Raw genomic sequence first — 24,077 nt, forward strand, 5'->3', positions numbered from 1 at the left:
TTACTTACTTTTACAGCAAATTTCGGTCAAAATATTCTGATATACAAGAGCTTACAAATGGTTCACTTACGAACATTTTGTTCTGTTTTGACTATTATGAGGCGTCTAAGCATAAAAAAAAATGAAAAAAAGTTATTGTCCTATTGATACTTTTATAAATACAATTAAAGGAAAAAGAAAAGGTACCATCATTTTACATCTTTTTCAAGGAGATAAGAGGTATAGTGAATTGGTTAGACTAATGCCTGATATTAGTGAGCGTATGATTTCTAAACAACTTAAGGAGTTGGAGAAAGATAGTTTGATTCACAGGGAAGTATTCCCAGAAGTGCCACCTAGAGTAGAGTATAGCTTGACAGAACTGGGAAAAAATATACATCCTGTTTTAAAAGGAATGTATAAAGGTGGCTTGCTTTTTGAAAATAGTATTGAAACCGTGGATTAATTATTAAATAATACCTCAGTTACAAAATTGACTTTTAATCTCTAAAACAAACATGACAAGGTTTTAATTATTTTCGTTTAGATAATAATCACGAAGGATAAAAAAGGCTTGTTTTTTCATTCCTTGTTCAGATATTAATCCTTTTCTATTAAAATCATCTTGAATTCTTCTTAAAGGACGTCTTGAAGAACGGAAGTCCATTAAAATCCAAGGAGATAAACCTGCTAAAAAATCAATGTTTCTCATCATTTCAATATTGGTTCTATATACCTCTGCTTGATATTCTTCTGTCCAACGTTCATTCTTTTCACCATGTAAACCGTATAATGCACCACCACCAACTTCACTCATAATCATAGGCTTGTTATAGGCACTAGCCCATTTTAATTTTGAACAACTTTCAGTTGATCCAGCATACCATCCACAATAATTATTTATTCCAATTACATCTACAACTTTTCCAAGTGGGTCTTCTATTAAGTTACCATCATCACCATATCCTTGTGTATCCAACGCAGCAGTAATTAATCGGGTATTATCAAGCTCTCTAGCCTGTTTAGCTAGATTTTCTATAAAAGATAATCGTGCCTCACCTTCAGGTGTTTCATTAGCCATAGACCATAAAACAACTGACGCTCGGTTTTTATCACGAGAAATCATTTCCGTAAGTTGATTCTTCGCGTTCGCATAGGTATCTTTATTTTCAAATTGTATGGTCCAATACACAGGTATTTCAGACCAAATTATAAAGCCCATTTTTTCTGCCTCACGTACCATTGCTTCACTATGAGGGTAGTGTGCCAATCGTATAAAATTACAGCCCAATTCTTTTGCCCATTGCAACAGTATTTTACATTCTTCTTTAGAAACAACACGTCCAGTTTTGAAAGGGGCTTCTTCATGAATACTGATCCCTTTTAAAAAGATATCTTTTCCATTTAATAAAATTTTAGAGCCTTTGGTTTCAATGGTTCTAAATCCAATGTGGTCTGTAATTTTATCCGTTGCTGTTTTTAAAATTACTTCATATGTTTTCGGGTTTTTAGGTTCCCAAAGCACGGGCTTAGCCTTTATAGAAAATTTAGCGAGACCATTTTTTACAACAGCATCTACATTCTTTTTAAGTTCAGGGATGCTTACGTTTACAGCATCACCATCTTTTCCATTTTTAACTGACACCCAACCTTCAATTGTTTTGGTATTTCCTTTTGGTAACTGAATTGAATAATCAGCTATATGTGATATTGGTGTTTTAACCAAATGCACTGATCTTGTAATTCCACCATAGTTCCACCAATCTTGATTCACAGTAGGTACATTTTCTTTTTTTCGTTTATTATCTACTTTTACTACTACAAAATTAGTTCCTTCTTTCAATTTATCAGTAACGTCAAATTGAAATGGAGTATAACCACCTACATGCGAACCAATGCGTTCACCATTTAGATAAACGATAGATTCATAATTAACAGCTTCAAAATATAAAAAAGCCAATTCATTACTATCAATGGTATAATTAAAATCCTTTTTGTACCAAACGGTTCCTTCATAATAGTATAATTTATCCATTTGCGTGTTCCAATCACCAGGAACCATCAATTGCAAACTGGTATCAAAGTTATATTCAATGAGGTCAGAAGGAGATTCCATCTTAGCATTTTTAAAGTAACCATCATCTTTTACCTGCAATCTATGGTTGTAATATCCATTTTCAAGAGGATCAACAATAATGTCCCACATGCCATTTAATTCTATTTTTTCTCTTGAGTCAATATTTTGTAATAAGTCAGAAAATCCGGTTTCTTGAGCTGTAAGTGGTGTATTTGAAATAATTACAAATACAATAAGGATGGTTTTAATTAATTTCATGATTGGTTTTTGTTCAAGTTATTCTGTTCAACATTCATTTTTTTTAATGGTTACCTTATTTTTTAATAGGGCTAATGTTGTTGAAAACAGTAATAAATGTGTTGATGAAAGTGTTCTTTTTAGTTGTTTTTTTACTGAACTAAGTTAATAAAAGAAAACGAATTAGAGGAAAAATAAAGTATGATTTTCTGTTTGTAAATAATGGGTTGCTAATTATGTCGGGTGTCATAATAGTTTTCTTATTTCACTGTATATTATCTGAAAAAAACATTTCTATTTTTGTTAAATTTACAAGATGGAAAGTTATAAAAGATATCTTATAGAGGAACTGGAAATGACTGATGCCGATGCAGATTTATTTCTTTCGCGTTTTGAAATAATTGAATATAAAAAAGGTGAATCTTTACTTAAGGAAGGAGAGACCTGTAATAGAGTGGTTATTATTTTAAAAGGCTGTGCACGAGGTTTCGTATCTGTTGATGGAAAAGAAATAACTACAAATTTTTTTTTTGAAAATGACCATACATATGATTATGTAAATTATTTATTGCAACAAAAGGCTCAGATGCATATTCAGGCATTAGATTCAATAAAAGCAATTGAGATGACTATGGAAGCTTTGGAATTTTTAAATACCAAAATTATTGGGTTTCATAGAATGAGTTTTAATATGTTTAAAATGAATTATATAAGAATGGAAAATGAACGAAAAGATTTTATTACTAAAACTCCAAAAGAAAGGTATTTAAACCTATTGAAAAATAATAAACAAATCATTTCATACGTTCCACAACATCAAATAGCTTCATACATTGGAATTTCTGCGGAACATTTAAGCCGAATTCGGAATGGCATACGTAATTCTAAATTTTAATTGTACCTAAATGTCAAAATCACTTTCTATTCAAGAAGCACAAAAGCTGGTACTATTGTCTCAACATATTTTAACTTCTGAAGGCAAAGAAACAGCGATAGAAAAAACCTTATCAACCATTGAGCATCTCGGTTATATTCAAATTGACACCATTTCTGCTATAGAACGTGCACACCATCATACTTTATGGAATAGAAACTCGGAATATCAAAACAACCATCTTGATGAATTGTTGGAAAAGAAAAAGGTATTTGAATATTGGTCACATGCAGCTGCTTATCTACCCATGCAAGATTATAAATATACACTACCACGTAAAAATGCGATTTTAAAAGGGGAACAAAAGCATTGGTATGAACGCGACACTCCTTTAATGAAAACTGTATTGAAACGTATTGAAAGTGAAGGTCCATTAATGGCTAAGGATTTTGTACATACAGGAAAAGTTTTAGCGTGGGGGAGTAAGCCGTCAAAACAGGCTTTAGAAAATTTGTTTATGCAAGGTGAATTGATGATTAAGTCCCGGAAAAATTTCCATAAAGTTTACGACTTAACAGAACGGGTATTACCAAAAGGTATCGATGTAAATATGCCAACACAAGAAGAATACATCCGTTTTTTAATAAAAAGTTACTTGAGAGCAAATGGAATCGGACAGGCGAGTGAGATTTCTTATTTACTTAAAAAAACAAAAGGATTGGTATCAACAGGATTAAAAGATATGCATGCAAATGGTGAATTGGTTAAGCTAAATGTTGATAATCATCATTATTATGTATTGCCAGACTTTATTGATTTGTTGAATAATCCTTTACCTAGCAATCCGTTAAAAATACTTTCTCCTTTCGATAATTTACTTATTCAACGCAAACGAATGCAGATGTTGTTTGGTTTTGATTATCAAATTGAGTGTTACGTTCCAAAGGAAAAACGTAAGTATGGCTACTTTTCTTTACCCATTTTGTGGGCTGGTAAATTGGTTGCTCGAATGGATTGTAAAGCAGAAAGAAAAACAGCTGTTTTGCATATAAATCATTTGGTATTAGAAAAACAACTTTTGGATCTGGATGCTTTTACAATTGCTTTTTGTGAAGAGATTGATAATTTTAAATGTTTTAATAATTGTACTGAAATTCGTTTACATAAAACAACACCGGACAATTTTAAAGTTGTGTTACAGGAGACTCTTAATGTGAGCTAGTGTTATTCAACAGATTTTTTTGTCACCCTTTTTTACATATTTTTAAACAATAAATCGAAATAGCAGAAAGCTTTTCTTAGCAAATGTCAACGTCATATTCTTTTAGCGAGTTGTACCTTTGTAAGGTATATTAAAAACTACAGCATGGAAACGACAAAATTCAATCTCAAACAATTTGTAATAATCACATTAATTACAAGTATCTGGATACATATTGCAGAAGTAGCAAGAGCCATATTGGTAGCATTCCCTCTAATGGAAGAATTTTTTGCAGGTAGAATTCCAATCGGAGCTATGGAAGTGAGCAACGCCTTAATTTGGGGTGTCTGGGACACACTATTAGCAATTGTTCTAGTATTTATCTTTTGGCTTTGTAGTGAAGTATTTGGGAACAATTTTAAAGCAATTTTTATTGCAGGAACTACTACAGCTATTGCCACTATTGGCATTTTTTGGATTGCTACTGTAAATACTGGCTTAGGTACGTGGAGTACTGCAGCTATTTTATTCTCTATTGCTTGGCTAGAAATGATAATAGGAGCATGGATTGCGTCAAAATTGTATTCAAGAAAGCAAAAAAGATAAATGAATAAATTATGAATGGAACTGCTAGTATTATTATGGGAGTTGCCTTAATACTTTATACAATTGGAGTTTGGTCAGAAAAATTTCAGGGAAGACTGAAGCTTTGGCATTTACTGTTTTTTATTCTTGGTTTAATTTGCGATTCTTGGGGTACAGGAATAATGTTTGGTATTAGCGATGGTATTTCATTTAGTTTTCATGGAATTGTTGGGATAATTGCAATTATTCTTATGTTTATTCATGTAATTTGGGCAGCCGATGTACTTATTAATAATGATGAAAAAGCGATTTTGAAATTCCATAAATTTAGTTTGTTCGTTTGGATTTTATGGTTGATTCCCTATTTAAGTCCCATGTTTATAAATATCTCGTCACGTATTTTGTCTAACTTATAACCCAAAATTATATGGCTGTATCTAATAATTTTGTTCAGTTTGTTCTTGATCAATTATCAAGTTGGGGTAATGTATACGTAAAACAGATGTTTGGTGGTGCTGCTCTCTATAAAGAGGAATTAGTTCATTGCATCTCTTTTGTTTTTTAGTAATAGCCTATCATTTTCGCTTTTTGTTAGTTTTATAGCTAAATCTAAATGTTCAATTACTTTCTGCTTATCTATTCCTGTATATAATTCTGCCAAAAGCGAGTGGTATAGGTGGTTATGTTTTAAATTTATTTTTAATGCCTGTTTCAGTGCCGTTTTTTTATTATCGGCCATGGCTAAAGCAAAAGTCCTGTTTAAAGCAGCAATAGGTGAATATTCAATTTGTAATAGTCGGTTGTATAGTTGTAAAATGTTATTCCATTTTTCATTTTCCGATACTTTTGTTCTTGTGTGCCAAAAAGCAATTCCAGCCTCTAAATGGTATTTTGATATTTGTTTTCTTTTTGCAGAAATGTTAAGATAGGTCTCACCTTTTTTAATCAGTTCAAAATTCCATTGGGTTTTGTCTTGTTTTTCATAGATAACTTGTTGACCAATGTGGTCAAATCTAGCATCAAATCTTGAAGAATGAAAGCAGAATAGTGCCATCAGGGCATTTACTTTCGGAGTATTTGTTTTATCGTTTTCGGTTAAAATATAGAGTAGACGCATGGCTTCAAAACATAGTTCTCTACTTATTGTATTTGTTGCCGTAGACGAATAATAACCCTCGTTAAAGAGTAGGTACAAAATGGATAGAACATTGTCTAACCTTTTTTCCAAATCTATATTTGAAGGAAAAGATAAAGCAACATTATTCTTCCTTAATATTAATTTTGCTCTATATAGTCTTTTATTTATTGTTTCTTTAGTGCTTAAGAGTGCGTTGGCAATTTCATCAATACCAAAACCACAGAGAATTCTTAAAGCAAGAGCAATTTGTGATTCATTGCTATTAATAGGGTTGCAAATGGCAAATAGCATTTGCAATTGACTGTCATTAATATTTTTATCTGACAGATCAAGTTCCATTTCATGGGAAAGTGACTGTGTATTTCTTAGCTCTATTTGAACCTTCTCGTTAAATATTTTTATTCTTTTAAAATAGTCTCTTGTTTTGTTTTTGGCCACAGTATACAACCAAGCGGTAGGGTTTTCTGGTATTCCTTTTAATCCCCAGGTTTCGGAAGCCAATAGAAAAGTATCGTTTGCAATATCTTCAGCAATTTCTATGTGCACTATTCCAAATAATTTACAGAGTACAGAAATAATTTTTCTGTACTCTGTTTTAAATAATTGAGGAATAAGTTCCTTTTCTTTCATAAAAAACTACACTGAAAATTGATTTAAGTGATGGTCTAAATGTTTATAAAACATATTGTTCCACTCGACAGTATTCAATTTTCCAAATGAAAGGGAATCTTTATTATCAAAGCTACTCGCACCTAATTGTTGCGTTTTGTTAATATATGCAATCAAGCGATTTTTCTCTATTTCAAAATTTCTAGAATCTTTAATTTTGAATGCAGGTGCGGTTTGTCCATTTTGCTTATAAGGTGTTTCGCTTGTCACAATTTTCTTTATAAAAGATTTCATTATAACTTTCATAAATAGATTTGGCTTCGGGTGTTTATTTTCATAGACCATTTCATAGGTAACATTGCAATGTGCTAACATTTCAGAAACATTCATCTTTCCCCAATTGGGTTGAGTTTCTGGTTTCAAGTTGTTAATTCTTTGAATTACATTTTCTGAAATGTCCTTATTAAATATATTTGGTAATGCCATTTGAATTTTTAATTAATTATCATTACATCTCTAACTTCAACTTTGCCACCCATTAATAATGTTGGACAACCTTCTGAAAGTTTTACAGCATCGGAAAGAGTATCAGCTTTCACAATAATATAACCTCCAACTATTTCTTTTATTTCTGCATAGGGTCCATCGCTTACAACTCCATTTGAATTTACAGTTTGTCCTTCATAACCAAGAGCATTGGTGCTTACAAATTTTCCTTGGGCTGCAATTCCGCCAATCCAGTCTTGCCATTGTTTAATCATAGCTTGCATTTGTTCTGGCGAAGGTTTTGGTTGATCTGTTTTTTCATTTCTGAAAATCATCATAAAATCTTTCATAATTTCTACTATTTTTAGTTTATATCTATATGACGATTGTGTTATTATAAATAGGACATCATTCGTTCTTTTTTTTTAGTTTACGTATTTTTAAGCTTACCGTAATTTTATATTGCAATATCGTTAAGCCTCTAATTTAACAAATATAAAATGAATATAAAATCTGGACTTTTCTGTAAGCTTATAAATGATAACAAAGGATGTGAAAGCGTTTTATTTTCTGCTGTTTAGATGTTTAGCTAAAGATACGCCCATGCTAGCACAGGCTTGCAATAGATATCCACCAGTAGGAGCATCCCAATCTACCATTTCGCCAATACAAAATTGATGGGGTAAATTAGCAAGTTCAAAATTTTTAGAAAGAGCCTTTAAATCTATTCCTCCAACGGTAGAAATTGCTTCGTCAATGGGGGCCGTATTTATTATTTCTAATGGAAATTCTTTGATGTTTTTGGTTAATATATCTATATTTAAATAGGATGCTTTAGGCAGATATGTTTTTAGCAGATCAATTTGAGATGTACTTAGTTTTAATTCCTTTTTTAAGACCTCAGTAGTATTCCTATAAGTAGATAATGTTAGTTTAGAATGTATATTTTCAAATGTTAACGAGGGTTTGAAATCAATGAAAATAAATGCTTTTGAATGTACATTCAACTGGTCTCTAATTTGTGGACTCAGTCCGTAAATGGAATTTCCTTCCAATCCTAATTTGGTAATAACCGCTTCTCCTTTCTGAACTTTAGAATTACAAGAAATAGCAATATTCTTTAATGGAGTTCCTTCATGCTTTTTAATAAAATCAGGTTTCCAATCAATTTGATATCCACAGTTTGAGGCTTGAAATGCTTTTGTTTTGATTCCTTTTTTAGAAAAAGTATCTAACCAAATCCCGTCAGATCCCGTAATTTTCCAACTTCCACCGCCTAGTGAAAACACGGTGTAATCTGTTGCTATCGTTTTATTATTAATAATCGGATTGTTATCATCATCCCAACCAGAAAAAGTTTGTTCATATTTGATAACAACGCCTTTTTCTTTGAGGGTATTGAGAATTGCATTCAGTACTTCAATAGGTTTAATTCCTTCCGTAGGATACACTCTTTTACTACTTCCGACATAGGTTGAAATCTCAAGTTGATCAAGCCAATTTCTAAAATCAGTATTCGTAAAATCGAGTAAGGCTTTGTCTAAGAAATTAGTTGGAGTATACCGTTTAATAAATTTATCAATCGCTTTTGAATGTGTTAAATTAAAACCACCTTTACCAGCAACTAAAAATTTACGCCCAGCCGTTTTGTTTTTTTCATAGACAGTAATCGCAAATTTTTCAGCATCTAAAAAAGCAGCCAATACTAAAGCTGAGGGGCCGCCACCTATAATTGCAATTTGTTTTTTCATGAAACAAAAATGGTTGTTGTTTAAAAATTTAAATCACTTATCGTTAATAGTATACTTTCTTCGGTTGACTTATTTTTTAATTGGACTTTACTTCTATAATACCTAAATACCTTCTACAAATTTTAAAAAGACTTTTTTATGAAGGTCCAGATCCATATTTGGAGAAAGTGAGGCACGTACAATATAATCTTTATCACCTTCTTTGGTTGTTCCTTGTGTTGAGGTAGCCGGTATTGTCCAATAACATCCTTTTAACTGACCGTAGCTCACACAGAATTTACTCTCATTAGGAATCTCCGTAATCATTAAATTGATTAATTTCAAATTCAATGCTCTTTTATGGGCTTCCTTTTCTTCATCAGTATTTCCTGTTGTAGGAAGGTCTAATGAAAACACAGATGGCGTAAATCCTTGTGCTGCCAATTCTTTTGAAACAAAATTAATTTTCGCATCTGGTAATACTTTATGGATAAAGTTTACAAATTCACGTGTGTTTTTATAAGCATCGATTATTCTTTGGTTCATAGAAGGCAATTGTTTTGCTAATATCTCATATTGCAAAGCTGTAGCTTCATTATCGCAAATTGTTAGATGCAATTCTATTTTCTCCATCAATGCTGCCGTTTTTGTGTTACTTACACAATAGCCAGCAGTACATTTTCCGCCACTAGGGAATTTTGAGCCACTAGCAAATGAAACAGTTCTCACTGTTGATAGGATGTCACTTTCGCCTAAAAAGTGGACATTTGGACAAAATGTTTGATCTAAAATAAATACAGGATCAATGGCTATATTACCCGTTGGAGTTTTTCTTTCTTTACGTAAAGCTTCTTTTAATTTTTTTAAATCAGGAACTTCAACTCTCGGGTTTGTTGGAATTTCAGCGATGATGTATGGAATAGCATCTTCTTTGGCAATTTTATCTAAAACGATAGTAATACTTTGTACCATATCATTATCACCATCTACAGGTAAATCTACAATTTCAACATTGTCAATACACGCAGCAACACGTCTGGCTTGATCATTTGTACCACCATAACAGTTTGGAGGAACAATAAATTTGATTGCTTTGCCTTTATGATTTTCTAAGGCATCATGAATAAGACCCATCATAATTGCATATTGAATAGATAGTCCACTTGAAGCTACGAGTGGTTTCGTATTTGTATTTGTAATTTTTACAATGGAATCTAATACACTAGTTTTATTAGCCTCAATATTATTTCTCTCCGTCTCAATAAATGATTGCCCTATAAGCGACTTTAAAGCGGCTAAAGAATTAGCAGGCGTCATTGCGATGGTTTCTCTTCTTCTTACATGTTGAATATCGGAGACATAACTTTCATTTTCTTTACCATTTACAACTAAAATACTACCCAATTGACCATGAAGACCTATAAAAAAGTCAATCAATGGATTCGTATCAATAGCATCAATTTTATCTTGTTCTGAAATAAAAATAGTGCTTCCATTAAACTCAGAAATTTCATCTGCATTTTCTACTTGCTTTAGCTCAAAGTTGTAACCATACACGCGTTTTATGATTTCAGCATCAAAAAAGGCTGGTAAAGCATCCGTATAAACGATTTGAGTATTTTTATTAGTGAATAGATTCTTTCTTAGCACAGCCAAAATGGGAACTGACTTAGACGAAAAGCTGATTACATTTTCTGATTTTAAATCATGTAATTTAGCAATAGCCCATTCTAGTACACAAGATAATGGATGACCTAAGCGAATATAATCATACGCAGTAGGTAAATTATTCAGTGCCGCAGCTTCAGAATTATTGTCATTAAACAACGTTTCAAACTGCTCTAAAAATTGAGTTTTCGCCAATTTTTCATCATAAATATCTAATCGATGAGTTGTCATACTCAGCCAGCCCGTTGGCATATTTTCTAATACATCTTTTATAAAATTGAATATTTTATTTTCTTCCATAATTTTCACCATTAAATAGACTGCCAAGGTACAATTAATTAGATTTTTTTTAAGTTATTTCATCGTGTATTATTGTGCCTCGTCAAAATTTTTTAGCATTATTTTTTCTGTACACCGAATGAATAATTAAAGAAATTAACTATTATTTATTCATATAAACTCAATATTTTTTTAACTTCTTTTTTAATAGAATTTATCTGTAGCATTTTCTGTAGTGTTGCAGTTATATTTTTAGGTATGGGTTTATTTACAATCTGCAAGACTTCATAATAGTAATGCATAATTTTACTAAAACCTTTGGGGATGTTTTCAAGGTTAATATTGGTAAGAATTACTTCAATGGTTTGATGTAAAACATCTATAAACACACCTTTTAATTGGAATAAACGATCAAACTGTTCTGCAACACGTGTCATAGGAATAGCATTTGCTTCATTGGCAACCAATTTCGATGTGGCCAGTGTGAATTCATCCAAATTTAAATATTGATGCGTTATAAGTAAATCTAACCAATCAAAAGCACCAGTACGTATAGGTGTTTTGCTACAAAATAAAGATAAAGTAAGAAATAAATAACCTCCTTTATAAAGTGGTACTGGGTATTCTGCGTTATATTTTACTACTTCTAAAATAGACTTTGTTTCGCTGGCTTCTATATCTGACAGGTAGTTAAATGTGTTTAAAATAAGATTTACATATAAGGGGTCTTGTAAATATCCATCTCTAGAAAACCAATGGCTTACATCTGCAATAATAAATTCTGTATTGGTTAGGTGATGTTCTAAGTAACTGTTTTGAGTTACGTTTACGGTATAAATATCTGTATGTTCTATATTTTGTACTAAATATGCCCAGCTATATTTTCGATTATCAGAATATCTTCGTGCAACGTTCCAGTCCCATTCGATAGGCGTTTTATACCAATCTTGGTTTTCATGTTTTGATTTAGTGGCTTCAATCGCTTTGTTTGGATTTTTTAGAGCGTAAGCTGTTAGCCAAATGGAATGAAGATTTTTTATTTGTTTTGGATTGAAACTGGCCTTATCGTCTAATAAAAATGCAAGAATGTCATCATGTTCCTGAGATATAGAAGGTCTTTCTTTTGGTATCGGAGACCCTCTGTTTAACCTACAAATTGCAGAACAGAAATCGGTTTCATCAGGTATTTTATTAGCTTTTTTATAAAGTTCTAAGCGTTCAAAAAAGACAACAGGATCAATTTCAAAATGGTTATGGGTTGGTGTACTCAACAATGGAAGTACTTTTTTATGCTGAATTTGATCTAAGACATAGACCACTCTTTTAAATCGATAATACAAAGCATACCATCTATTTGCTGTATATAAAAAACGATCTTCTTTTTTTACTTTTTGCTCCCATTCCTGTTTTTCCGTACTGAAATTTGATAGCGTAGGCGAGAGCCACATACAAATAAGTTCAGCCACCATAACATGATGTACACCTACACGAGCTGTAATATCTAAATATTGTTCTTCTGCAATTCTTTTGGCTTGTTTTAATGCAGGTTGTAAGGTTTTATAATGGGTGTCTTTGAGATTATAGTATCTAAGAATACCTTCTAAAAATAATTCGTAATCTAACACATCATTACTTTTAAGCACTTTAGAGGTTAGAAAAATGAAATCATCTTCATTATCTATATATTGTATCTTGTTTTTGGCATTACATGGTTTTGGAATATATGCTTTCTGGTGATAAGTGTCATAAGAAACAGCAACTTCGCTTTCTCCTAATAAAGCACTCAACGCCGACTTTACTTCAGAATGCATTGTGTCTATAAAAGGAAGTAAAGCTTCTTTTACTTCTTCATTTGGTTCAGGTAAAAGTTCATAACATTTTTGTGCAGCCAATTGTACTTTATTATCTTCTTGAAGAAAAATTGGGGCTAAATTAATACAGCATAGTTCAACGAGATTTTTGTCTTTTTTTAATCCTTTGTAAAGAATTGCCAAAGCCGTTTTTAGTCCGCCAGTTAATTTCTCTGAATAGACAATTCCGTCTAACGAATTTATAAAAAGTTTCCAGTCAAATGATTTGTGGCTCGCAATTTTCTTTAACTCTTGTAATCCAAAATTAACAAGTAAATTTCTATCATTATATAACAGTTGTATCAATTGATTTTGGCAAACACTATTTTCTTCAGCGGTAAACGCTAAATCTCTATAAATGTTTTTTGCCCAACCATGCGTGGTCTGTTTAAGCGTTGGGTTATTAAAGGCTTCAAATAGCTTTTGCTGAATAGTGGCTCGAGGTATGCGACCACTAGTTACTAATTCTATAATAATGGCAGCTATATTAAATTCTCTATCTAAAAAGAAAGCACTATCTACACCCAATTCCATTTCAAAAACAGCCATTAATATGTCTATTGTAAAATCGTCTTGAGGAAAGAAAGCATAAAATTTTTCTTTGATGCCTTCTTTAAAATCCTTGCTGTAACTGGCTCCATGCCATACATTGAATCGTGTTAAGCAAGCCACAAATATTTGACGATCAAAAGGGACTTTTCCTCTGTTGTATAATTCTCTTATTACGCTGTACGGAATTCTTGTTAAAAAACTTTCCGGAGATGCGATATCAGCTTTTATTTCTTGATATCGTTTTTCGGGATTTTCTAAATTATAAAACACAATTAATTCTGCAATATCAACATCATCAAGTACTTGTAAATCTATGTCTAGTTCTTTTATATTTAAAACACTGGTGTGTATTCTAGCCACAATACGAAGTATTAGACTTTGTTTTGCTGTATAATTCTCGGTTGACAACTTTAGCAGATGTTCATCAAGATATTTCCGTTCTTCCCACTCTTTTCCTTTAATCCAATTACAGGTACCTGTTACTTCTTCATTTTTTATGCGGAGTTCATAGTCTTTACAAATTTTTTTCATAATTCAAATTCTTCAAGTAATTGTTTTAATTCTTTTTCAGTATTGTTCTTTAATATTTGTGTTGCCAGAATATGTTTACACGCACCTCTATTGGTCTGATGGGTGGCAAACCATGTGCAGGTACACAACGTTTTATGAGGTGTAATAATTACTTTATGAAAAAGACCACTGCCTTTTATTTTAGTTTCTGTTTCTTCATCTGAATTTTTCACCCACTCATAGTCCCCCTTTTTTATCAGTTTGAGTGCATTTTTGTATCGCGGATTTAAACTTTCTACGCTACTCATTTTAAAAGGTAGTTTTCGGTAATAGTAGTTACCTTCCTTTAAATCAAAACCAAGCAAGCCCATGGCCGAAAGACGTGTAGCTACACTTTTAAATTCGATAGAAGGAAGGTCTTTTAATATAGGATCATCTGGCGAAAACTCTTCATTAATATGAGCATAGGTATTTAGTTTTTGCATCCATTCTTCAGGTATATCTTCTATCAAATTTTCTAATGTATTTCCTTCTCCAGAAAATCCTCTCCAAAAACTTCTTGACAGTATGGCTGTAAAACGAACCTTAGAGAGTTCAAATTGAAAAGCGGTAGCTTGTTCTGACGCGGTAGTATAAATTATAAGTTTCTGAGCAAGTGGACGTAAATTTTCTAAGAGTCGCAACCGATGAATACCACCAATGCAGATGCTTCCCTTTGTGTTTATTGGAGATAGAGCCGGTTTTTTACCTCTAAAGCTTAAGTAGTAATCATCTTTAACATCTCCTTTGGGTATAGCTCTAAAAAGTAATTGTATTTGTAATTTATCTAGCACGGCTACTTCCTTCATGGCTGCACTTAACAGCTGTACGGTTGCCATACCTTTAATCCATCGAATAGGGAGCGAAACTTTTTTCTCAATAACCTTATGATCTTGTTTTTGCATGACAAACTCTTTTTTTCCTATTGAAAAAAAAACATGTTCACCTTTATTAATTTTGCTTAATGCAGCAATCATTTCGGTATTGAAGTCTACGTTGGTAGTGCCTTGTTGCAAAAACTCACCATCTAAAGCCTCAGGTAAAATAGTTACTTTTCCGTAAACACTACAACATGATGAAAAACCTTCTAAACGAAGTTTTTCACCTCCAGCGGTAATAACAGGATCTCGTAATGCACTACCAAGAGGCATAAAATTAGAAGCTACAATTTTAGATAACGTAAGTAGGCTTCTGGCTATGGTATAAGGTTCTTTAAGTTTTCCCCAAAAGAAACAAGGCACTTCTTTTTCTTCAAAAGACTCGTTATAGTGAGATAAAAAGATTTCGCTTCCGTTCTTTCCTTTTGTAATTGTAGAAGGCTCGTTGTATTGATAGGTAATGTCCATTAAAACGTTGGTTTTATGCTTTTGTTATTCAGAACGTGTGTGCATTATATTTTTATACTCAAAAATATCAATTCCATTTATTTTTAACGACATTTTTTGATAAAAGGTATTTGATAGTTTTTTATGGTGCACAATCTATTTTTAAAACTAAGAAGTTGTTGTTTGGTAGTATATGATGCCACGTATGTTTCAGTACTGCTGAAACAAATAGAGGTTGCATAGAAAAATAAAAGCTCAATACACCTATTAATCGTATTTTGAGCCTAGAATAATAGTGTGTAAATTTAATGAAGAAATGGTTTGTTTTTTAGCTCAGTTCTTTGTTGGCAACTGGGTTTTATTCATCCAGTTTAAAATGCTTTTCCAATGTGTTGAATGTATAAAAGGATTTTACGAATATTTCCTCCAAAACATCAGCATAGTTTTCGTCTGTTATTTCAAAATATTTTAATGCTTTTCTGCATTCCTTATTTGAATCACTAAAACTATGAGCTATTAAACCTGACCTTAGACTTTGAAGGTTTCTCAAAAATTCAAATAGGTCAGGAATAACCATACTATTCGATTCAAGAAATTTTTCAAATTTTGCTATACTTCCTTTTACACCAGAATCAATGTTTCTCACTAATTCCTTTTCGTTTAATCTCTCAATTGTAAGTTTCACGACAGTATGTGTTTGTTCACAAAATGCCTTGACGTTGTTTGTTGTTATTTTATGAAGAGAAGTAAATAAATATTTATCCTTTTCTGATAATGGTTTATATAATCTCCATCCGAACTTTTTCTCCCATTTTTTATTAAATTCTTCATATTTTGATTTAAAAAATAAATCGGCAGTCTCTGGATGTTCAGCCCAATTACCTTCAATCATAGTTTTATAATAAGTTCCACTAATATTCATATTATTTTGAGGTTGGATATTATATTGTTTCCAATGAAGTTGCTCCTTATGAGGTAGTACCCTTAGGTTAGTCAGAAATACAGGAACATAATCTTTAACGTTATTATCTATTTTTAGCCTAAAATATTTACAACCAACACTAAAACCATCAACATCATAAATAGTTGGTTCATTGTAATATTTATTTAGTACTTCTTTTTTGAAATAAGTAACTTTAAAATGATTTCCGTCAGTTTCTGAGCAATCTTCTAGAATTTCTTCACCGTCATTATCAAAACCAATAATGAATTCTTCATTTTTTGAGTCTCCAAAATCAAAGTGAGATTTCTTTTCTTTATTTGGATGAATAAATACTTTTCCAAGTATCCAGCTTTGTTTCTTTTCAGAGACGTGCCTAATAAGATGATTGTATGTATGATTCGAAGATTTTGTTGTTTTGTCAATATTCGTAATTTTCCATTCGGTAGGAAGTTCTGTGGATAAACGCATAAATTCAAAACAAACAACGAAATGCATTTCTTTTAGAGTGATGTATTCTTTTAAATATCGAAGTTTAACTTTGATTGATTTTGGTTCTACTATTAAAACTTCATCTAAATGACCAAGTTCATCTATAAAGTAAAATTTTCTATTCTTTTTATCCTTAGCTTTTTCGTAAAGATTAAAATAAAGAATGAATTCTTCTGAAATATCAAAATATGTAACATATTTTTCGGGAAGATTAAAACTTCTGTAAAATATGAAAGGCTCAATTCCTTCTTCTGCATTAACTTTATATGAGTTGTCACCAAAAACTGAAGGTTTTCCTTCACTACCCATTAGAAATGGCCAACTGTATTTGTCTTCGGTTTCTTCTAGTTTTTTATTTGAAATTAAGGTGCAAAAGACAGTTGACTGGTCGTCTATATCCTCTGAATTACTTTCATAAATAGTCAGCCAACCATTTTCGGAAAATTTTGTTTCAATTCTTTTTTTTCCATCTTCCAAAAGAAAATAATCTTTTTCCATAAATCTATAAGTGTGTCTTTTTTTTGCCTTGTTGCCAACGGTTGGGCTATGGTTTTCGTTGCGGAATCGTCCGCGAGGACTATTCCGATATGACCAAGCCTTCATTGCAATATAGAAATTTCCGGAGGAAAATTCCGCCGCAATGAATTATAGCCGTTGTTAGACGCTTTTATTTTGAATATATTTTATAGGCCTTTGACAGATTATTTTCCGTTAAAAACTCACATGACGATATTAAATTTCCAGAGATATTTTCAATGTATATTTTTTCCGTATTGATTCTTTTTAACGCGTAATCCACCATTGTAAAAAGACCACTCTTTGAGTCCACTACTTTTTTCATTATCCCAAGCCCTAAGTTCGATAATGCTATTTGATCTTCTTTTATTTTAATCAATCCTTTTACTTGTAGTTTTTGAAATCCATTTGAGAGTTCTTCTAAAGTGAAAATCGCATGATTCAGCATGTCACCTCGAGCAATTATATTAGTCAGTTCAATTTTTTTCCATTCCAATTCATAATTAGAAAGTGCCATAAAAACCCATGCATCAGAAAATTCAAAATAATTTATTTTACTCATCTTATTTAATTGCACCTAACATATGTATAACTCTATTGCAGTTATATTGCCTATAGTTACAATTATGTTTTTCATGAATTACGTAGCTAAAACCAACAGCACTTTAAATAGGTTGGAGTAGGGGTTTTATTTAGCGACATCCTTTCAAATATATAAATAAAATGGCAATAACACAAATGAAAAACTACTCTTAATTATTGTTTGTAATAAGATGTTAAAATAGACTTTGGCTGTTGCTACTTCGAGGTTACCTTACAACCATAATTATAGACAGGCTTTATTGGTAAATTAATGAGTTTTTACTTGTTTTTTACCAAAGTTCTTTGTTGTGTGCAGTTTTTATTCAGCTATTCTTTTCTTCAAATCCATTCTTTCGTGCAATATTCTCGTTATTTCAACATAATTTTCGTTCAAAGTTCTGTAGAATATTATATGTCGATTTGCACTCATTCCGAGAAGTTGCTTTGATATTCCATCGTAGAATTTCCCTATGTCTGGGCTTTCTGCAATTTCTTGACAATTAGAAATCAGATCAGCATAATATTTGTCAGCTTGTTTTTCCGACCAAATCTCAAATGTATAATCCCAAATCTTTGATAAATCCTCAACAGCTTTATTGGTTAACTTATATTCAGCCATTCGAGTGCTTTTTCGCTTTTAGAGATTCAAGATGTTTTTTTTGGTCAAAGTCGTGAGCTATTCCACTGTCAATTCCTTCTTGAATTGCTTTTTTCAATGCAATGACTTTACTTTCTTCTTCTTCTAAAAGTCTTAATCCTGCACGAATAACTTCGCTAACGTTTTTAAATCTTCCTTGGCTTATGCTAGTTTGCACAAATTGGTCGAAATGATTTCCGAGTGATATTGATGTGTTTTTATTCATTTGAGTACTAATTCAAATCAAATATACCAAAAATTGGTATAATTACCAAATTCCCCAAATTGCACACAACAATTGTATAAACGCTTCCGAAGTATCGGGAGCGTTTATATCCGTTATAATTATTATAGGTTTTATTCTTGTAATTACGTAGCTAAAACCAACAGCACTTCAATGGGGTTGGAGTAGTGTTTTATTTAGCGACAGCCTACCAAATGTAGCCATAAAATTGTAATAAAGCAAATGGAAAATTTGGGGAGTATATGTGGTGAAAATGTAGTTTGTAAAGCTGGTTTTAATTATGGTTTCAAATAAGTTGATAAAGCAAAGTTTTGCAATAGTAAAATCTGGAATCCTCTATGATGAAACCTATGTTTCTGTTTTGTCAAAATAAGGGGTAATAATATGAAAAATTAAAGCTCAAAATAGCTATTAATCGTATTTTGAGCTTAGAATAATAGTGCTCAAATTTAATGAAGAAATGGTTTGTTTTTTAGCTCAGTTCTTTGTTGGCAATTGGCTTTATTTCCGATTGATTATTCCTCCAAAATATAGTTCAATAATGAGTCATCGCCATTTATTAAATCAGATAACTCTAACTTAATTTCTTTATCTGGAATTATACCTTTGTTCAGTTCTAATTTAGGTACGTTGACAGATTCTCTTTCTGTACCTATTTGCAAACCAAGTTTTGTGTTTTTTAACGATGCTGTTCCTCTACCTGGATGCGTACTGTAAGTTCCTCCTGTTTCTTCTCCGATTATGGTTGCTAATTGATTATGCTTTATAACCGATAACATTTGTGTTGTTACAGATGCACAACGACCATCTGTAAGCATATAAATATTTGCTTTACTAATATTATTTGTTGTTTTTGGTTTTACGGTTATTGGTCTATTTCGTCTTTTATTTAAATCATTATTTTCATTGAAATTAATCTCTTTGTCAATAATATAAGACAATATATATTCTGTGCATTCTGGGTTTCCTCCTCTATTTCCTCTTAAATCAAAAGCTACTTTGCTTATATTTTCATCTTTTATTTTTTTCATATAAGTATCAATAGTATTTCTAAAAAAGTCTATTTTCTGCCTTCCTCTTGGGATAAAATTGAAATTCTTAATTTTGATTATAGCAGTTTTCTTTTCTTTATTAAACTCTATGCCCAATCTTGACTTATTGTTTATTTCTTCTTTATAATTAGGGGCTGGTTCATCAATAAGAAAGGATGTTGCAATTATTTTTTCAGAATTGTAAGGTTTAAATTTTATTTTGTATTCAGAATCAAAACCAAAATAACTGTGGTAGTAATATAAAAAATTCACATTCAAATCTCCTCTATAAAAACTTTGATTAAAAGTATCAGCAGAAATTGTTGATTTTAAAGTTTGTAAAATTTCACTTGATGAGTTTCCGTTAATTTCTAATATTTCAGAACCTGCATCCATTTCTATATTTTCTACACAATTGTTTATTGCATACATTTTTTCGTTTTCAAACCATACAATTAATGGTAACCAATATTTTTGAGGTGTTCTAAAAAAGCGAGTATCAACTATGCGTGTATGTAAACAACCTAAACTTGTAACTATTGGCGAGGTTAATTGATAAAATTCCTGAACAGTCATAGAATCTTTTAATTTATCTCGTTGCATATTCACAAGCTTTTCATAAGATTTTTTGTCAATAAATTCAAACTGTGATGGATGTTCTTTTAGTGTTTCTAATAATTGATTAAAATCTTCAACTAACTTATCTTTTCCAATCTGGTTATTGAGATTTTTAAGAATAGAGTCCTCAACCTTTTTATTAGGTAGTGTATGGTATAATTCGGTTTTTAAAAGCTGTACTGGATTATCTTTGTCATAAGTATATTTTACGCTTGTAACTCCTCGTCTTTTTAGTATTTTGTTATTTATATCGTAATTACTACGTTCTATTAAATTACCAATACTATCAAACTTATATTTTGAATATGCATCATTACTTCTTTTATCAACTTGATAGTTTCCATCTAAACCAACTGTAGCATATTTTAAACAATTTCCATTTTTATCATACGTCGCAAAACCGCCAGCAGTTCCAAGAAACGAACCAACTGCTTGTTCATTTTCTGCATTAAAAAACTTAAAATTAATGAGGTTGTCATTTTTATCGTATTTGGCTTTATCTGTGGCTATTCCAGTTTCATCGTTTATTAATTTCAACCTCTTATCTACATTATTCATTGAAAGTAATAATCCTTTATCATTGAATTTGTATAGTACGTTATGAAACTTATAATATGGTCGCATAGTTACATTTGCTCCATTTTTATCTTTTCTTGTTTCAAATACAGAATTATTTTTAATGTGTTTCCAAGTATATTCAAAAATATTCCAACTATTATTTATAGGTTCTTCATTTTTGTCATAAAACTTTAAACCAACTCTTTTTCCTTTTTTATTATAGGAATACACCTCCTTAAATACTCCCATTCCATTCGTTGTTGGTTTATTATCAACGTTAAAAAATATTCGTGTTTCTGTATTTTCGGTATATATTATTTGAGTTTTTGGGGCTAATGCTCTTTTACCATCAAGTAATCCACTTCTATTTAACTCGATAAGGTTATTCTTGTATTTGTATTCAACTAATATTAATCTATTCGATGAATCATAATCCAGTTTAAAGTGGTTTACATTTTGGGCTTCCTTTTCTGTTAATAGTATTCTTCCTTTTGTTTCAGAATAAGGTGTTTCATGAAAAACGAGGTGTTTAAAATATTTTGCTGTTTGAGCTTTCGTAAGTAAACTACACGATAAAAAAACTATTGTTAAAAGGAAATGCTTCATAGAATGGAATATTAAGTGAACAACAAATATAACTAAATTTTTAGTTTAAACTAAAAATTTAGTTATACTGAAAGTGTTGTTGATTATTATTCAATAGCTACCAATTGTTAATACTCTATTTAAGACAATATTTTTGTTCTATTTCCTTGTCTCAATTTTAAGTTCGGAAGTTTCTTTAGCTTGTTGCCAACGTTTGGCTATGTGCCGTTAATTTTCTTTGATAAAGCACTAAAGTTAACAGATAAAACACAGACCATTTCGCTTTTAAAATATTTTTTTACGTTGCCCTTGCGTTTCCCTAAACAATACCTACTAAGAGCATGAGTTGTTTGAAGTGCAACTATTTTAAAAGCACTTGCCTAAAACCTAATAAATATGCCCAAATTAATGGTATATAGGTTTGTTGTTGTAAAACATTTTTTATTTATCCAAAATATTTTCGGGTTTAGATATTTCTTTAACAAAAATTAATCCGTCATATGTTTCTGTGTAAATTTTACTTATCATAATTTTGTGAAGTGGTTTAGGTTTATATCCTCCACCTCCTATTAATAAATGTTTGTTTTTCTCACTAAAAAAGTTTGAGGAATCACTTTCAATTGCTTTTTGTAAATCAATAAAATAAATATCTTTATTGATAGACATTAGAGTTTTAGCATATGTTCTTTTGAACGGTTTTTCTATGTTATAAGTTTTCCAATGATTTCCCTTTTTTTTATCAATAATAAAACCATTTATATTACCGATTCCAAAGTCAAAACCTACACTATAGTAATTATCTTTATAATGATCTTTCAAATGACGACCTAAATTTATTATATCGCTTCCAGTATAATACATTTCCTTTTTATTAATATGTTCGTTATGAGCCCAAATAAAAGCTTTTCCATTTTTAGATTCGTTTTCTACTATCCATTTGACGTTTTCAAACATTTGTAAATCTCTAAATTCAGTATTTTCTGGATATTTAGTTTTAATCTTTGATGCATATTGAGTATAGTTTATTAAATAATCTAAACTTCTGATTACAGGTTTGTAGTCTTCATCTTTTATTTGTGAATTCAGTATTTGTTTTTTCAGTTTATTTAATTTTGGAAGTTGAATTTGCCACCAAATGTCAGATTTACTATAATCTATTTTTTTGATTGAACAACTATCTGCAATCATTAGAAGCTTTTCGTCAATAGTAATTTTATGTGTATTAACAAATTCACGTATTTCTTGACTAATGTTTTTTCCTATTTGAATATCCATTCCGTAAAATCGAATTTGATTTTCTTTCGCTTTATTTAAGTTATAGTTTCTCATCCATCGTAATAAGTTTACAATTTCTTTAGTATACCAAAAACCGATATTAAAATTCTTAGCAATTGTTTTAATATCTCCTTTTCCACCACTTATCCATTCGTTTATTCCAGATTCAGCTTGATAAGACTCTTCCATTATGAAAGTTTTTAGACCTTGAGTTTTTACTAAATGTTTAAAAAATTTTGCCTTTATGTCGAAAAATTCTTTTGTGTTATGAGAAGCTTCTCCGAATCCAAAAATTTTAGCATTTGCAAATTTGTTAGGTGTATTATCTTTAAAAACTGTTAGTTCAGAATCAGGGTTTGCATTTTCAATTTCAATTGCATTTTCATTAATACATTTTACAGTTTTATTATTTTGGCCATTTACATTGAATAAGGAAAATAACAATACAAGTATTAAATATTTTTTTTTCATAATATGAAATTGATTGTTTAATTCAAACATATCGTATTTTGTTATCTAAAATGTTAAAGAAATATTAATTCAAGTTAATTTAAACATAAAATAATTCAATTAGCTTTTAAGTTGGAAGTTCAGCCAAATGTTTTACATCGTTGTTGGATAAACGCTCCCGAAGTATCCGGAGCGTTTATCCCCGTTATAATTAATAAAGGTTTTTTCTTGTAATTACGTAGCTAAAATCAACAGCACTTCAATTGGGTTGGAGTAGGGTTTTATTTAGCGACTGCCTACCAAATGTAGTCATAAAATGGAAATAAAGCAAATGGAAAATTTAGGGAGTACATATGGTGTAAATGCAGTTGAAAAATCAAGTGCGTATTATTTGTTTAAGCATATTTCTTGATTGACTACTATAATGCGTACTTAAGAAACATGATATGATTTGGATTTGATCGTGTTTCCGATATTTTGAAGTCATATTTTCCCGCAATCTTAAATCCTATTTTCGTATAAAAATGTATAGCTCTTTCATTTTCTTCCCAAACGGCGAGCCAAATACCTTTTTGATTGTTCTTTTTTGATAATTGAATAATAAAATCAAAAAATTTATTGCCTAATTTTTGTCCATAAAATTCTTTTAAAAGATATAACCGGTCCAATTTAGTTACTTTTAACGCATTGATGTCTTTGTTAGGCGTATTCAATTCTATTTTTGAAAATCCCGCAGCTTTGTCGCTCAAATAGATGATATGATATTGAATTTTCGTATTTTCAAACTCTTTAGATATATTCTTTGTAGTGTAAGTTTTAGAAATAAAACTATTAATCTCTTCTGCAGATGCACTGTTTCCGTGAGATTCTAAAAATGATTTTTTTCCAATTTCAGCAATTAATTCAGAATCCTCAATACTTGCTTTTACTATTTTAATCATTGGTGTAAACTTTCATAATTTTTTACGCATCATCTGTAATATCACTATTATCAATACGCTTACTATTTG

The 24,077-nt window shown here is 30.8% G+C and carries 20 protein-coding genes; 5 read left to right on the plus strand and 15 right to left on the minus strand.

Going from position 1 to position 24,077, the window contains the following annotated elements; genetic code table 11:
- Positions 1–121 precede the first annotated feature (121 nt).
- Entirely contained in the window at positions 122–445 is a 324-nt protein-coding gene (locus JBL43_RS15915) for a winged helix-turn-helix transcriptional regulator (protein ID WP_198842401.1), read from the plus strand.
- A gap of 63 nt (positions 446–508) precedes the next feature.
- Here the strand turns inward: JBL43_RS15915 and JBL43_RS15920 are convergent, their stop codons facing one another.
- On the minus strand, positions 509–2,314 hold the full coding sequence (locus JBL43_RS15920) for a glycoside hydrolase family 2 protein (RefSeq protein ID WP_198842402.1): 1,806 nt from the start codon (positions 2,312–2,314) through the stop codon (positions 509–511).
- Between the two features lie 295 nt (positions 2,315–2,609).
- On the opposite strand from JBL43_RS15920, the gene JBL43_RS15925 reads away from it, so the two are divergent.
- The 4 genes from JBL43_RS15925 to JBL43_RS15940 all read left to right on the plus strand — a co-directional run bounded on the left by JBL43_RS15925 (position 2,610) and on the right by JBL43_RS15940 (position 5,369).
- Positions 2,610–3,188: a Crp/Fnr family transcriptional regulator gene (locus JBL43_RS15925; protein ID WP_198842403.1), complete on the plus strand. Its 579-nt coding sequence runs from the start codon at positions 2,610–2,612 to the stop codon at positions 3,186–3,188.
- Between the two features lie 10 nt (positions 3,189–3,198).
- Positions 3,199–4,389, plus strand: coding sequence for a winged helix-turn-helix domain-containing protein (locus JBL43_RS15930; protein WP_198842404.1), 1,191 nt, complete (start codon positions 3,199–3,201; stop codon positions 4,387–4,389).
- A 144-nt stretch (positions 4,390–4,533) separates the two neighbouring features.
- Positions 4,534–4,974, plus strand: a complete 441-nt coding sequence (locus JBL43_RS15935; RefSeq protein WP_198842405.1) for a hypothetical protein — start codon at positions 4,534–4,536, stop codon at positions 4,972–4,974.
- A gap of 11 nt (positions 4,975–4,985) precedes the next feature.
- Positions 4,986–5,369, plus strand: coding sequence for an HsmA family protein (locus JBL43_RS15940; RefSeq protein ID WP_198842406.1), 384 nt, complete (start codon positions 4,986–4,988; stop codon positions 5,367–5,369).
- 119 nt (positions 5,370–5,488) lie between these two features.
- On the opposite strand, the gene JBL43_RS15945 is transcribed toward JBL43_RS15940, so the two are convergent.
- The 14 genes from JBL43_RS15945 to JBL43_RS16010 form a co-directional block, all read right to left on the minus strand.
- On the minus strand, positions 5,489–6,721 hold the full coding sequence (locus JBL43_RS15945; protein WP_198842407.1) for an RNA polymerase sigma factor: 1,233 nt from the start codon (positions 6,719–6,721) through the stop codon (positions 5,489–5,491).
- A 6-nt stretch (positions 6,722–6,727) separates the two neighbouring features.
- Positions 6,728–7,186 (minus strand): DUF1569 domain-containing protein, encoded by a 459-nt coding sequence (locus JBL43_RS15950; protein ID WP_198842408.1) that lies wholly within the window; start codon positions 7,184–7,186, stop codon positions 6,728–6,730.
- A gap of 8 nt (positions 7,187–7,194) precedes the next feature.
- Complete coding sequence (locus tag JBL43_RS15955; RefSeq protein WP_198842409.1) at positions 7,195–7,536, minus strand: YciI family protein; 342 nt, start codon at positions 7,534–7,536, stop codon at positions 7,195–7,197.
- 213 nt (positions 7,537–7,749) lie between these two features.
- A complete protein-coding gene (locus JBL43_RS15960; RefSeq protein WP_198842410.1) occupies positions 7,750–8,937 on the minus strand; it encodes a BaiN/RdsA family NAD(P)/FAD-dependent oxidoreductase in 1,188 nt (395 codons plus the stop codon).
- Between the two features lie 102 nt (positions 8,938–9,039).
- Positions 9,040–10,884: a PLP-dependent aminotransferase family protein gene (locus tag JBL43_RS15965; protein ID WP_198842411.1), complete on the minus strand. Its 1,845-nt coding sequence runs from the start codon at positions 10,882–10,884 to the stop codon at positions 9,040–9,042.
- A gap of 146 nt (positions 10,885–11,030) precedes the next feature.
- Positions 11,031–13,796 (minus strand): DUF6493 family protein, encoded by a 2,766-nt coding sequence (locus JBL43_RS15970; protein ID WP_198842412.1) that lies wholly within the window; start codon positions 13,794–13,796, stop codon positions 11,031–11,033.
- The gene (locus JBL43_RS15975; protein WP_198842413.1) at positions 13,793–15,160 is read right to left on the minus strand and encodes an SWIM zinc finger family protein; all 1,368 of its coding nucleotides are present in this window, start codon (positions 15,158–15,160) and stop codon (positions 13,793–13,795) included. Before JBL43_RS15975 ends, JBL43_RS15970 begins: the two co-directional genes overlap by 4 nt.
- 337 nt (positions 15,161–15,497) lie before the next feature.
- The gene (locus JBL43_RS15980) at positions 15,498–17,069 is read right to left on the minus strand and encodes a hypothetical protein (protein ID WP_198842414.1); all 1,572 of its coding nucleotides are present in this window, start codon (positions 17,067–17,069) and stop codon (positions 15,498–15,500) included.
- 169 nt (positions 17,070–17,238) lie between these two features.
- Positions 17,239–17,649 carry a hypothetical protein gene (locus JBL43_RS15985; RefSeq protein ID WP_198842415.1) on the minus strand — a complete coding sequence of 137 codons (411 nt, stop codon included), beginning with the start codon at positions 17,647–17,649 and terminating at the stop codon, positions 17,239–17,241.
- Between the two features lie 339 nt (positions 17,650–17,988).
- A complete protein-coding gene (locus JBL43_RS15990) occupies positions 17,989–18,288 on the minus strand; it encodes a type II toxin-antitoxin system RelE/ParE family toxin (protein ID WP_117884343.1) in 300 nt (99 codons plus the stop codon).
- On the minus strand, positions 18,281–18,532 hold the full coding sequence (locus tag JBL43_RS15995) for a type II toxin-antitoxin system ParD family antitoxin (RefSeq protein WP_198842416.1): 252 nt from the start codon (positions 18,530–18,532) through the stop codon (positions 18,281–18,283). The genes JBL43_RS15990 and JBL43_RS15995 overlap by 8 nt, the downstream gene beginning before the upstream one ends.
- A 533-nt stretch (positions 18,533–19,065) precedes the next feature.
- Complete coding sequence (locus JBL43_RS16000; protein WP_198842417.1) at positions 19,066–21,363, minus strand: S41 family peptidase; 2,298 nt, start codon at positions 21,361–21,363, stop codon at positions 19,066–19,068.
- A gap of 420 nt (positions 21,364–21,783) precedes the next feature.
- Entirely contained in the window at positions 21,784–23,088 is a 1,305-nt protein-coding gene (locus JBL43_RS16005; RefSeq protein WP_198842418.1) for an erythromycin esterase family protein, read from the minus strand.
- 398 nt (positions 23,089–23,486) lie between these two features.
- Positions 23,487–24,008, minus strand: coding sequence for a GNAT family N-acetyltransferase (locus JBL43_RS16010; RefSeq protein ID WP_233098809.1), 522 nt, complete (start codon positions 24,006–24,008; stop codon positions 23,487–23,489).
- Positions 24,009–24,077: the final 69 nt, after the last annotated feature.

This window comes from Aureibaculum flavum (assembly GCF_016406085.1).
Lineage (GTDB): Bacteria > Bacteroidota > Bacteroidia > Flavobacteriales > Flavobacteriaceae > Aureibaculum > Aureibaculum flavum.